The sequence below is a fragment of the Streptomyces profundus genome, from assembly GCF_020740535.1.
Taxonomy (GTDB): domain Bacteria; phylum Actinomycetota; class Actinomycetes; order Streptomycetales; family Streptomycetaceae; genus Streptomyces; species Streptomyces profundus.
Genome location: NZ_CP082362.1, coordinates 63001 through 75772, shown reverse-complemented (window position 1 = coordinate 75772; position 12772 = coordinate 63001). Strand labels below are relative to the sequence as shown.

Sequence of the window (12772 nt, the reverse complement as noted above, 5' to 3'; positions counted from 1 at the left end):
GCTAACCAGGTGCCCGCCCTCGACGAGGTGCGGGCCACCCCGGTTCCGGGGGTCAGAGCAGCAGATTGCGGGCGAGCGTCCAGAGCACGGCGACCGCGAGCACCGCGAGGGTCGCCGCCGGGGTGAAGCGCGGTCGGTAGCGCCGTCCGCGCAGCCCGGCGACCAGCCACCTGCCGGTGAGGAAGAGGGCCAGCGGAACGCCCACCGTGAGCAGCACCGGATTGGCCTGCCAGGCGCCGGCGAGATCCAGATGCAGCAGGTCGTAGGACATCCGGGTGCCGCCGCAGCCGGGGCAGAGCAGCCCGGTGGCCCAGTGGACGGGGCAGCGGGGGAGGAGCTGACCGCCCTGGTAGGGGTCGGTGCCCCACAGGTAGACGGCGCCGAGAAGACCGGTGGCGACCAGCGCCAACGGTGGCGCGGCGGGATGTATCCGCCGCGCCACCGTGGCGGTGGTCGCCCTCTGGTCCATGCGGTCAGCTCTTCAGCACCCGGCCGTCGCCGTCGGTGCGGTCGTCCTTCACGAGGAAGAGGATGCCGTCGATCAGGGCCCAGACACCGAGCCCACCGCAGGTGAGCAGCTGGGCCACGGCCATGCCGGGGTGACCGGTGTACCAACGACCGGCACCGAGCCCGCCGAGCAGGAGCTGGAGCACCCCGGCGACGATCTTCGACTTGTGGGAGTAGGGACGGCCGTAGGGGTCGTACCCGTAGGGCGCGTTGGGGTCCTGGCCGTAGCCTGGCTGGCCGTAGGCGCCTGCCTGCGGGTAGCCGTAACCGCCCGCCGGCTGTTGGGGATAGCCGTAGCCCGGCTGGCCCCCCGCGGGGGGCTGTTGGGGGTTCGGCTGCTGGTAGGGATTCTGGTCGGACATGTCCCCCCTGAGGACGATGAGCGGATCGGTTGTTCGGGACTCGCCGGCGCCGAAACGGACGTTGGCTTGGCGACATACTGCCAAACAACCCGATCATCGGGGAACGCGCCGGTGGTGTCCGTTCACTGTCCAGACTCCTCCGACGGCTCCTCCAGTTCCGTCAGATGCACGGCGGCTTCCTCGGCGGAGGCCGCGCCGCCGTCGATCCCCGCGTCCTCGGCGGCCACCGGATCGGGGCTGAGGGTGGCCTCGTCCGTCGCCCGAACCAGACGGCCGGCCCGTTCGCCGCCCGCCTCGCCATCGGCCAGCGGCTCGCCCTCCGCCCCCGGCAGATCGCCGATGCCGTCCCCCGGCGGCGGCTGGACGTCCGGCATCTCCTCGGTGAGGCGCTGGTCGAGCGAGGGCCCGTCGTGCTGACCGCGCGCCGTGGTGCCGGGGTCGTTCACCGCGAGGGGCTTCTCCGGCGGGGAGTACCCCTCGTCTAGGGTCGCGTCCGCGCCGTATCCGTCCAGGCTGTTCTCCAGGTCCAGCTCGTAGGGGTCGTCCCTGGTCTCCGACTCGGTCGGCTGGTAGACCTCGTCGCCCATCTCGCTCTCGTCGGTCATCTCCAGCCCTCCCTTCTGGTCGCTCCCGACCGGCTTCCCCGCCACCTCCGGGACAAAACCCGGATATACGAATAATGCCGCGAAACAGTGCGAAACATGCGCCCGGTGGGCGGTCACCGTTCGGCCCGGCCGGTCACCCGGGCGGCGGCCAGCTTCCCGGAGAGCAGGGCGGTCGGCACTCCCGCGCCCGGCGTGGTGCCGCAGCTGGCGAGCACCGCGTTCTCGGTGCCGGGCACCAGGTCGCGCGGCCGGAACGGGCCGGTCCGCGCCCGGGCGCGGACCGGTGGGAACGGGGTGCCGGCGCGGTGTCCCCTGGCGCTCCAGTGCGCCGGCGTGACCAGGCACTCCTCCTCGACGGCCGCGCCGAGTCCGGTCAGCCCCCGGCGTTCCAGCGCCGCCACCAGCCCGTTCCGGTAGCGGGGCCCGAGCTCCCGCCACTCGATGGGCCCGGGGCCGATGGCGGTGTTGGGGCAGGGCGCGAGGACGGAGAGCAGCTCGCGCCCCGCCGGCGCGAGGGTGGGATCGCTCGCGGTGGGGCGGGTGATCAGCAGGGACGGGTCGGTCATCGGCCGGCCCTCGGCGGTCAGTTGATGGAGGGTCCGCTCCCAGGCCAGGCCGAACGACAGGGTGTGATGGCCGAGTTCGCCGAGTGGGAGGCAGCCGCGGTCGACCCCCAGATGGAGGACCACGGCCGAGGGGGCGTACCGCTCGGACGCCGGACGGCGCGCGGTCCAGCCCAACAGCCGGTAGGCGACGGGCAGATCGGCGGTGAGGACCACCGCGTCGCAACGGACGCGGTCCCGTTCCGTCAACACGGCGGTGATCCGCGCCCCGGAACGTTCAAGACCGATCACGGTCTCGCCGTACCGCAGGCGCGCGCCGGCGTCGGCGGCGGCGTCCGCCAGCGCGCGCGGCAGGGCGTGCACGCCCCCGCGCGGGAACCACACCCCGGCCACGGTGTCCATGGGGGCGATCACCGCGCGGGTGCTCAGCGCCCGGTCCGGTGGCACTCCCGCGCAGAGCGACCGGAAGGTGAAGACGCGCCGCAGCCGTTCGTCGGAGAGGAGGCGGCGCACCCGGCTGTCCAGGGAGCGGAGGCCGCCCAGGGCGGCCAGCCGTGCGAGATCGGGGGTGGGCGGGCCCAGCGGGGTGTCGACATCGCTGTCGACAAAGCGCTTCATCCGCACCGCGTGGAGCCGTTCCAGCCAGGCCCGCAGCCGACGGTAGCCGGCCGCGTCCCGCGCGCCGGCGAACCGTTCCACCTCGGCCTCCATCGCCTCGGGGTCGGTGTGCACTGCGAGATGGCCGCCGTCGGCGAAGCGCGCCGTGTAGGCGGGGTGCAGCGGCGTCAGTTCCAGCCGGTCGCCGAGCTTCTCGCCCACGGCGGCCAGCGGCTCCTCCAGCAGGTCAGGCAGGGTGAGCACGGCGGGGCCGGTGTCGAGGTGGTAGCCGCCCCTGACCCGGCGGCCCACCTGGCCGCCGGGCAGGGCCTCCCGTTCGACCACCGTCACCCGTCGGCCCGCGCCCAGCAGATGGAGGGCGGTGGCCAGGCCAGCGAGACCGGCGCCCACGACCACCACATGGTCGGTCGGTCCTGACAGGCGTCTCATGGACTGCCCCCCGTCGCCTGGCTGCCTGGCGGGTTCACCGGGGTGTGGCGCATCGCCGCTCCTCCTCGGGCCGGACGGCCGGGCGCGCGCACCGGGGGCGGCCCGCCGTGGCGTCCGCGACGCCGCCGCCCACCTCATCACGTCCGGTACGGGATTGTCCGGATGGCGTGTCCGGGGCGGCCCCATCGGCGGAGTGCGCGGGAACGGGGGAGCCGTCCGGCGTGGACGGCCCCCCGCGCACCCGCGTCAGATCTGGTAACGGCCCTTCAGATGGCGCCAGAAGTCCCTGGCCATCCAGGCGTCGAACCCGGTGATCTCACTGGCCGTGCCGGCCTTCATCAGGAAGTTGGAGACGCCGGTCGGGGTCCAGTCGTAGAAGTCGTCGAGGCCGAGGGTGTGCCCGATCTCGTGGAGCAGGATATGGATGTTCTCCTGCCCGAGGGCGCCGACGAAGTACTCCCGGCCCATCCGCTGCCCCCAGTCGCCGCCGGCTCCGCCGCCGAAGCCGTCGGTCAGCCACAGCGACTGGTCGAAGTGCCTGGCCTCGCCGCCCGGGCAGTCCGAGTAGTCGCCGTCCTGGTGGAAGAAGCGGTCGCACTCGGGGGCGCAGCGCGGGGCGCCCGCGCCGTCCAGGTCCCCGATGTAGAGGTCCACCGCGTCGTCGTCCCACTGGAGCGTCGACCGGTCGGCCGCCGCCCAGCCCACCACGGTGACGGGCACCCGGTCGTAGGGGAAGCCGTCGAACCCGTCGATCGCCTCGAACCAGCGGTTGACCTGCTCGTCCAGCACGGTGTGGATCTGATCGCGGAGTGCGGCGTCGACCGGTGTGGTGGACTCCCAGCGGACGCAGTACTGGAGCGTCCCGCCGTTGGCCATGACGTGGTCCCAGCCGTAGTTGGGGAAGCCCAGCAGGTCGGGGTAGGTGTCCTCCATGTGTCGCCAGACCTCGTCGAGCCCGACGGCGTACTCCGCCGGCGGGTTCCACGCGTCGTCCGGGTGATCGGCCGGGCCTGGCCCCTGCGCGGCGGCCGATGGCCCGAGCAGGGCGGTGAGCAGAACGAGCAGTAGGGCGCCGACGGACGCCAGGGCGCCACGTCGTGGGGGCGCGCCGGGCCTGGGGTGGTGACGCACGGGCAGCTCCTGTTCCCGGGAGGGGCGGACGGGCCCGATGCCCGTCCGTTCCCCTTCTGGTGGTCGCCCGCGCGTCAGGGGTTGCCGTCCGGCGCGCTCCGCTCGCGGTGGTCAGTCCGGCTCGCCGCCGCAGGACTCGCGGACCTCAAGGGTCGGCCAGAGCTGCACCCGGTGCACCGGGCGCCGGCCGACCTCGGTGGCCCGGGCCAGCGCCAACTCGGCGGCCAGCTGGCCGAGTCGGTGTTTCTGCGGGCGGACCGCGGTCAGCGGCGGGTCGGAGGTGGCGGCGACCTCGTCGTCGTAGGAGACGACCGCCAGTTCGCCCGGCACCGCGATGCCCAGGTCCCTGGCGCGCTCCACCATGCCGATCGCCTCCCGGTCGGAGTGCACCAGCAGCGCGGTCGCGCCCATCTCCAGGCAGTGGCGCAGCACCGCGTCATAGGCGGTGGCCCATCCCGGGGTGCCGTAGATGGCGACCTCGAACTGCTGGCTCCGCGGGTGCGGCAGGCCCAGCTCGGTCATGGTCTCCGTCCAGCCCTGGCGCAGCGCCCGGCTGGTGGGGGACTGCCGGGAGAGGATCAGCGCGATGCGGGAGTGGCCGAGCGTCACCAGGTGGCGCACGGCGAGCCCCGCGCCGATGGCATGCGAGGTGGTGGCGGCGTCCAGCGCCAACGTCGGGAGTTCCGGCGGGGGTTGACGTTCCACCAGGACCACGGGGACGGGGCGGGCGGCGAGCCAGCGCAGCAGGTCGAGGCCGTAGGCGCCGGTGACCACGGGGGCCACCAGCAGGGTGCGGACGCCGCGTTCCAGCAGGGCGGTGATCTGCCGGCGGTCCTCGCCGGGTTCGTAGCTGGAGACCCGCATCACCAGCCGTCCGTCGGCCGCGTTGACCGCGGTCTGGGCCCCCTGGATGACCTGGGGCCAGTAGTACTCGGCGGACGGGACGACCATCCCGAGCAGGATGCCGGCCGCCGTCGCGCCGAAGGTGCTGCGCTGCTGTTCGGGCTCGCGGCCCGAGCGGTGGGAGAGGGTGACGCCGCCGTGCACCCGGCGCAGCAGGCCCCGGTCGGCGAGGGCGGTGACGTCCCGCCGCACGGTGACCGCCGAGACGTCCAACTGCTCGACCAGCGCGCTCAGTCGCACCGTGCCGCGCTGTCGAACGGCGGCCAGGATGCGTTCCTGACGTTCGGACGGTAGGAACACCGGCCACCCCCACTTTCGTTTCTGATCGATTCTGCTTGTTTCGTTTCGTGGTGATTGACCGGGCACTATTCCACACGGTGAGGTGGGCCGGCACACCGATCGGGAAGGGAGGGACTCATGGCTCCGCACACCGGGTGGTCCCGTCGTGCGATGTTGCGTTCGGCGGCCGGGGCCGCCGCGTTCGCCGCCGGGGGCGCAGGGCTCGCCGGCTGCGCGTCCTCGACCACCGCGTCCGGGGCGACCCGGGTGACCCTGTGGTCGTGGATGACGGGCATGGACCAGTACGTCGCCGCGTTCAACACGGCCCAGGACGAGGTCCATGTCGAGCTCAGCGTGATCGCCGCCGGACTCTCCGGCGGCTACGCCCAGCAGACCAACGCCATCAAGGCGCACAACGCGCCCGACATCCTGCACGTCGAGTACCAGGGCCTGATCCAGATCCTGGCCACCGGCGGACTGCGCGAGATCACCGAGGACGTCGCCGACCTGTCCGACGGCTACTCGCCCGCGGCCTGGCGCGCGGTGCGCCCCGACGGCCGCACCTGGGCCGTGCCCATGGACATGGCGCCCATGGCCCTCTACTACCGCAAGGACCTCTTCGACGAGCACGGCCTCGAAGTCCCGCGCGACTGGCCCGAGTTCGCCGCCGTGGCCGAGCGGGTGCGGCAGACGGAACCGGCCGCCAGGCTCACCACCTTCCCGCTCAACGACGGCTCGTTCTTCGCCGGCATGGCCTGGGGCGCCGGCGACCCCTGGTGGCGCGTCGAGGGCGACACCTGGGTGGTCGACGTCGCGGGCGCCGGCACCCTGCGCACCGCCGGCTACTGGCAGGACCTCCTCGACGCCGACCTCGTCGGCGGGGGCGGCACCGGCACCCAGGACTGGATCGCCTCCATCCACCAGGGCCGGCTCTGGGGCTATCTGGGCGCCTCCTGGGGCGTGGGCACGCTCAGGAAGTCCATACCCGACGACGCCGGACGCTGGGCCGTCGCCACCATGCCCACCTGGCCCGAAGGCCCCCCGGCCAACGGGATGCAGGGCGGGACCGCCTTCGGGATATCCGCCGAGAGCGACGTCCCCGAGGCCGCGCTGACCTTCCTGCGCTGGCTCTCCACCGACCCCGAGGTCCCCCGGATCGGCGCCACGTTCACCTCCCCCTTCCCCGCCTACCTGCCCAACCGGGACGTCGCCCGCCAGATCGCCCCGGACGACTACTTCCTGGGCGACCCGGTCTACGACGTGCTCGACGAGGCCGACGCCCGCGTCCCCGAGTGGACCTGGGGCCCCAACGCGCTGGGCCTCTTCTCCTCCGTCGCCGACGCCCTGGGCGGCGTCTCGTCCGGCGCCACCACCCTCCCCGACGCCGTCCACTCCGTGCAGCGCACCGCCGTGTCCACCATGCGCGACCGCGGCCTGGCCGTCCGGGAGGGGAGCGCCGGATGACTCTCGCCACCCCACCGCCGACCAGCCGAAGAAGCCGCCGCTCCCGGCTGGCCCCGCTGCTGCTCGCCGCCCCCTTCGCGCTGCTGCTCACCGGCACCGTGCTCGTGCCCATCGGCTACGCCCTCTATCTGAGCCTCTTCACCGAACGCCTCTCCGGGCTCGGCTTCGACGGGCCCAGCGACGTCTTCGTCTGGTTCGCCAACTACGCCGACGTCCTCGGCGACGAGAACTTCCGCGACAGCGTCGGCAACGTCGCCCGCTACGCCCTGCTGCACGTGCCGCTGATGCTGGGCGGCGCCCTGGTCCTGGCGCTGCTGCTCGACGGGGCCACCGTGCGGCTGCGGCAGCTGTGGTCGCTCGCCGTCTTCCTGCCCTACGCCGTGCCCGGCGTGATCGCCGGCCTCATCTGGGCCTACCTCTACAGCCCCGGCATCGGCCCGCTCAACGACCTGCTGCCCTTCGACCCGCTGGGCAGCGACGGGGTGCTGCCGTCCATCGTCAACATGGCCACCTGGCAGTGGCTGGGCTACAACATGATCATTTTCTATACCGCGTTGCGCACCGTGCCCCGTGACGTGCTGGAGGCGTCCACCGTCGACGGCGCGGGCCCGATCCGCACCGCGCTGGCCGTCAAGGTGCCGATGATCCGTCCCACCGTCTTCGTCGCCCTGGTCTTCACCGTCATCGGCTCGCTCCAACTCTTCACCGAGCCCCTGGTGTTGCGCTCCTTCAGCTCCTCCGTCACCAGCACCTGGACCCCCAGCCTCTATGTCTACGAGGCCGCGTTCATCAGCAACGACTACGGCCGGGCCGCGGCGGCCTCCCTGCTGCTCGCCGTCGCCTGCGCCCTGCTCTCGGCGCTGGTGATGCGCCTGTCCACCCGGAGGTCCCGATGAACCCCTCGCGGCGGACGTCCCGTTGGACGTCCAAAGGCGCCGTGCACGCCCTGCTGGCCATCGCCGCCCTCTACAGCGTGCTGCCCCTGATCTGGCTGCTCACCTCGTCCACCAAGAACGTCGGCGACTTCTCCACCACCAGCGCCTTCGAACTCGGCGACTGGAACCTGGTCGGCAACCTCCGCGACCTCTTCGCCGAGGAGGACGGCGTCTTCCTCCACTGGATCCGCAACTCCCTCCTCTACGCCGGCGTCGGCGCCGTGCTGGGCGCGCTGATCTGCGCGGCCTGCGGCTACGCCATCGCCAAGCTCGACTTCCCCGGACGCCGCGCCCTGTTCGCCGTCACCCTGGCGGGCGTCCTGGTGCCCACCACCGCGTTGGCCCTACCGCTGTACCTCATGGCCACCGAACTGCGCGTCGTCGACACCTTCTGGGCCGTCTTCATCCCGCTGCTCACCAACCCCTTCGGCGTCTACCTCGCCCGCGCCTACGCCGAGGCCGCCGTCCCCGACGAGGTCATCGAAGCCTCCCGGATGGACGGCGCCGGCGAACTGCGCACCTTCTTCACCGTCGCGCTGCCGATGATGCGCCCCGGCGTGGTCACCATCCTCCTCTTCCAGTTCGTCGGCATCTGGAACAACTTCTTCCTGCCGCTGGTCATGCTCACCGACCCCAAGCTCTTCCCCATGACCCTCGGCCTCTTCCAGTGGAGCTCCCGCGTGGGCCAGTTCCCCCAGTACAACCCGCTCGTCATCACGGGCTCCCTCCTCGCCGTCCTGCCGCTGATCATCGCCTTCGTCGTCCTGCAACGGCAGTGGCGCTCAGGACTCGCCGCCGGGAGCGTCAAATGACCCCTCCGCCAGGGGAGTCCGCCGGTCTCCCACCCGAGGACCGCACCACGTCCCCGCACACCGGCTGGACCCGCGCCCACTGGGCCGCGCTCGCCGACGGGCTGCTCACCGCCGTGGACCGCCACCGCTCCCCGCGCGGCGCCCGCGTCGACCTGCCGGGCCCCGCCAGCGGCCACGGCCCGGACTCCGACGGCCTTGAGGGCTTCGCCCGCACCTTCCTGCTGGCCGGCTTCCGCATCCTCGGCGAACGCGGCGCCGACCCCACCGGCCTGCTGGAGCGCTACGCCGCGGGCCTGGCCGCCGGCACCGACCCCGCCTCGCCCGAAGCCTGGCCGCGCCCCGACCGGTTGGGCCAGGCCAAGGTGGAGGCCGCGTCGATCGCGCTGATCCTGCAACTCACCCGCCCCTGGCTCTGGGACCGGCTCGACGACGCCGTGCGGCACCGCACCGTCGACTGGCTGGCCACCGTCGTCGGCCAGCCCTACCCGCCGATCAACTGGGTCTGGTTCCGCGTCGTCGTCGAGTCCTTCCTCCGCGAGGTCGGCGGGCCCTGGTCGGCCGCCGACATCGAGGAGGACCTCGCCGTCCACGCCCGGCTGCGCCGCCCCGGCGGCTGGCTCTCCGACGGCGCCGACCAGCGCGCCTACGACCACTACACCGGCTGGGCCCTGCACCTCTACCCGCTGCTCTGGGCCAGGGCGTTCGACGTCACCGGCACCCTCTGCCCACCCGCGCTCCGCCAGACCTGGGCGGACGACCTCGGCCGCTACCTCCACGACGCGGTCCACCTCATCGGCGCCGACGGCTCCCCGCTGCTCCAGGGCCGCAGCCTGATCTACCGCTTCGCCAGCGCCGCGCCGCTGTGGACCGCCGCCTACACGGACGTCGGCGAACTGCCGCCCGGGCTGCTGCGCCGCGCCGCCAGCGGCACCCTGCGGCACTTCACTGAACACGGCGTCCCCGACCGGGACGGCCTGCTCACCCTCGGCTGGCACCACGCCTGGCCGCCCATGAAACAGTCCTACTCGGGGCCCGGATCGCCCTACTGGGCCGCCAAGGGCATGCTCGGCCTCGCCCTTCCCGCCGACCATCCCGTGTGGACCGCGCCGGAGGAGCCGCTGCCCGTGGAGCGCGGCGACGTCCAACGGGTCATCGAGGCACCCGGCTGGCTGGTCTCGGGACGCCGCGACGACGGCGTGATCACCGTCGTCAACCACGGCACCGACCACGCCGCCCCCGGCGCCGGCGGCACCGACGCCCCCCTCTACGCCCGGCTCGGCTACTCCACGGCCACCGTCCCGCCGCTCACCGGGCCCACGTCCAGGGCCCCGCTCGACAACGCCGTCGTCGTGCTGGACCAGGAAGGCCGCGCCACCCACCGCACCGGATTCACCCACCACTACGCCAGAGCCGAGGCCGGCGGCGTGCTGCTGGCCGCCTCCGGCGGCCGGACCCACTGGGTGGAGCCGGCGGCGGACGCGGGACCCGACCACGGCTCCGGCCACCCCGGCACGACCACCAGGGGGCCGGTCGTCACCGTCGTGTCCGTGGTCAGGGACGGCGTCGAAGTCCGGCTGGCGCGCGTGGTGTTCGACGAGCCCCAGGAGCGGCCGGTCACCGTCAGGCTCGGCGGCTGGCCGCTCGCCGCCGCCGACCGCCCGACCACGGGCCCCGGGGCGCTGGCCCGCACCGACCGGCTGCGCTCCACCCTCCACCCGCTGCGCGGCCTGGACCGCGCCGGGGTGACGGTGGTCCGCGACGCCGGCCCGCTCGGCGGCTGGACGGCGATCCCCTGGCTGGCCACCGGGGGCCGGCTCCCCGCCGACGGCCTCGTCGCCGCCCGCGTCACGCTCACCGGCACCGAGGAACACCCGCACGAACCACCGGAGTTGCTGGTCGCCGTCGAACGGGTGACACTCCGCTGGCCGGACGGCCACCGGCTCGACGTGACGATCTGACGGGCTGACGATCTGACGGGTTGACGAGCTGACGTGTGAGGCGGGCGACGTCAGGGGCGGCCCCGGCGGGCCCCGTCCGGTGCCCGGCTCAGCGCGCCGGGCCACCAGGCGGCCCGGCCCATGTCCCTGACCAGCGCCGGCACCAGGAGTGACCGCACCACCAGGGTGTCCAGCAGCACCCCGAAGGCCACGATGAACGCGATCTGCACCAGGAAGGCCAGCGGGATCACCCCCAGCGCGGCGAACGTCGCGGCCAGCACCACCCCGGCGGAGGTGATCACCCCGCCGGTGGTGGTGAGCCCGCGCAGCACCCCCTCGCGCGGGCCGTGCTCCAGCGCCTCCTCCCGCACCCGGGACATCAGGAAGATGTTGTAGTCCACGCCCAGGGCCACCAGGAACACGAACCCGTAGAGCGGCACGGAGGAGTCGGTCCCGCCGAAGCCCAGCAGGTTCTGGAAGACCAGCGCGGAAACCCCCAGCGTGGTCAGAAAGTTGAGGGCCACGGTCGCGACCAGCAACACCGGCATCACCAACGAGCGCAGCAGGGCGATCAGGATCAGCAGAATGATCACCAACACCACGGGGACGATCAGCGTCCTGTCGTGCGCGGCGGTGCGCTGGGTGTCGTACCGCTGGGCGGTGTAGCCGCCGACCAGCGCGTCCGCGTCGGACACCGCGTGCACCGCCTCCCGCAGCCGGAGGACGGTCTCCTCGGCCGCCGTGCTGTCCGACGCGTCGGTGAGCGTCGCCTCCAGCCGGACGCGGCCGTCCACCTCCAGCGGCGGGCCCCCGTCCGGGCGGCCCGACGCGGTCACCGGTGCCACCGAGGCCACGCCGCGCGTGCCCTCGGCCGCGCGGACCACCTCGTCCAGCGCGTCCGCGTCCGCGATCACCACCGCCGGATTGCCGGAACCGCCGGGGAAGTGCTCACCCAGCGTCTCCTGGGCGGCCACCGACGGCGCGTCGTTGACGAAGACCTCGTCAAGCGGCACACCCCTGGTGTTGAGGGTCGGGGCGAACGCGGCCCCCGCGAGCAGCACCACCAGGGTGGCGACCCAGACCTTGCGCGGGGCCCGGTCCACCAGCGCCGCGACCCGGGTCCACAGCCCGTGCGCCCGATCCCGCCCGCCCGCCGGCCGCGGCCTGGCCGGCCAGTACGCCCCGCGGCCGAGCAGCACCAGCACCGCGGGCAGGAACGTCAACGCGCTGAGCACCGCGCAGCCGATCCCGATCGCGCCCACCGGGCCGAGGGCGCGGTTGTTGGTGAGGTCGCTGAGCAACAGCGCCAACAGGCCGGCCGCCACGGTGGCCGCGCTCGCCGTGATCGGGCCGAGGGAGCGGCGCAGCGCGGTCCGCATGGCCGCCATCCGGTCGTCCCCGCGCGCCAACTCCTCGCGGTAGCGCGCCGTGAGCAGCAGCGCGTAGTCGGTCGCCGCCCCGATCACCAGGATGAAGAGGATGCCCTGGACCTGGCCGTCCACCCGCACCACGTCGAGGTCGGCCAGCAGATAGACCACCGCGCAGGCCAACGCCAGGGCGAACATGGCCCCGACGATGATCACCAGGGGCAGCGGCACGCTGCGGTAGACCAGCAGCAGGATCAGCAGCACCGTCGTCAGCGCGACCCCGAGCAGCAGACCGTCGATGCCGGCGAAGGCGTCCGAGAGGTCCGCCTGGCTGGCCGCCGGACCCGCGATCTGGACGCTGGTGCCGAGGACCCCCTCGGCGGCCCGGGTGAGCCGCTCCAGGGCCTCGGACAACTCCTCGTCGAGATCGGGATCCAGCGGCACCACCCCCTGGAGGGCCAGACCGTCCTCGGCCGGCAGCGCGGGCGACGGCTCCGTCACCACCGCCGGGTCGTCGGCCAGCGCGGCGAGTACCTCGCTCGCCGCCGCCCGCCGCTCCTCATCGAGGGGACCGCCCTCCTCGTCCGAGGTCCACACCACGATCGCCGGCAGGGTCTCGTCCTGACGGAACGCCTTCTGGGCCTCCAGCACCCGGGTGGACTCGGCGCCGCCGGGGAGGAACGCGGCCTGGTCGTTGGTGGCGACCTCCCCGAGCCTGCCGGCGAACGGGCCGAAGCCGGCGCCGACGCCGAGCCAGACGAGAAGGACGACGACGGGGATCAGCCAACGGATCCGCCGAGTGCTGCTGGGCATAGGTGCTCCTGACCGGACGCCGATCCCGGGGGCGAACGCCACGCTGG

The 12772-nt window shown here is 73.5% G+C and carries 11 protein-coding genes; 4 read left to right on the top strand and 7 right to left on the bottom strand.

Annotation, left to right across the window (positions count from 1 at the left end):
* Positions 1-52: 52 nt before the first annotated feature.
* From K4G22_RS00365 to K4G22_RS00340, 6 genes are all read right to left on the bottom strand, one after another.
* Complete coding sequence (locus K4G22_RS00365; RefSeq protein WP_228077555.1) at positions 53-469, bottom strand: DUF2752 domain-containing protein; 417 nt, start codon at positions 467-469, stop codon at positions 53-55.
* 4 nt (positions 470-473) lie between these two features.
* Complete coding sequence (locus K4G22_RS00360; protein ID WP_228077554.1) at positions 474-869, bottom strand: NINE protein; 396 nt, start codon at positions 867-869, stop codon at positions 474-476.
* Between the two features lie 122 nt (positions 870-991).
* Positions 992-1474 (bottom strand): DUF5709 domain-containing protein, encoded by a 483-nt coding sequence (locus K4G22_RS00355; RefSeq protein WP_228077552.1) that lies wholly within the window; start codon positions 1472-1474, stop codon positions 992-994.
* Between the two features lie 113 nt (positions 1475-1587).
* Complete coding sequence (gene crtI / locus K4G22_RS00350) at positions 1588-3084, bottom strand: phytoene desaturase family protein (RefSeq protein ID WP_228077551.1); 1497 nt, start codon at positions 3082-3084, stop codon at positions 1588-1590.
* A gap of 246 nt (positions 3085-3330) precedes the next feature.
* Positions 3331-4215: a hypothetical protein gene (locus K4G22_RS00345; protein WP_425336572.1), complete on the bottom strand. Its 885-nt coding sequence runs from the start codon at positions 4213-4215 to the stop codon at positions 3331-3333.
* A 111-nt stretch (positions 4216-4326) separates the two neighbouring features.
* Positions 4327-5418, bottom strand: a complete 1092-nt coding sequence (locus K4G22_RS00340; RefSeq protein ID WP_228077550.1) for a substrate-binding domain-containing protein — start codon at positions 5416-5418, stop codon at positions 4327-4329.
* 117 nt (positions 5419-5535) lie between these two features.
* On the opposite strand from K4G22_RS00340, the gene K4G22_RS00335 reads away from it, so the two are divergent.
* Genes K4G22_RS00335 through K4G22_RS00320 form a run of 4 tightly spaced genes read left to right on the top strand, consistent with a single transcriptional unit; the run spans position 5536 to position 10566 of the window.
* On the top strand, positions 5536-6861 hold the full coding sequence (locus K4G22_RS00335) for an ABC transporter substrate-binding protein (protein WP_228077549.1): 1326 nt from the start codon (positions 5536-5538) through the stop codon (positions 6859-6861).
* On the top strand, positions 6858-7757 hold the full coding sequence (locus K4G22_RS00330) for a carbohydrate ABC transporter permease (protein WP_228077548.1): 900 nt from the start codon (positions 6858-6860) through the stop codon (positions 7755-7757). Before K4G22_RS00335 ends, K4G22_RS00330 begins: the two co-directional genes overlap by 4 nt.
* Positions 7754-8608, top strand: coding sequence for a carbohydrate ABC transporter permease (locus K4G22_RS00325; protein WP_228077547.1), 855 nt, complete (start codon positions 7754-7756; stop codon positions 8606-8608). The genes K4G22_RS00330 and K4G22_RS00325 overlap by 4 nt, the downstream gene beginning before the upstream one ends.
* Positions 8605-10566, top strand: a complete 1962-nt coding sequence (locus tag K4G22_RS00320; protein ID WP_228077546.1) for a DUF2264 domain-containing protein — start codon at positions 8605-8607, stop codon at positions 10564-10566. Before K4G22_RS00325 ends, K4G22_RS00320 begins: the two co-directional genes overlap by 4 nt.
* A 50-nt stretch (positions 10567-10616) precedes the next feature.
* Here K4G22_RS00320 and K4G22_RS00315 read toward each other — a convergent pair whose 3' ends face one another.
* A complete protein-coding gene (locus K4G22_RS00315; protein ID WP_228077545.1) occupies positions 10617-12725 on the bottom strand; it encodes an MMPL family transporter in 2109 nt (702 codons plus the stop codon).
* Between the last annotated feature and the right edge of the window lie 47 nt (positions 12726-12772).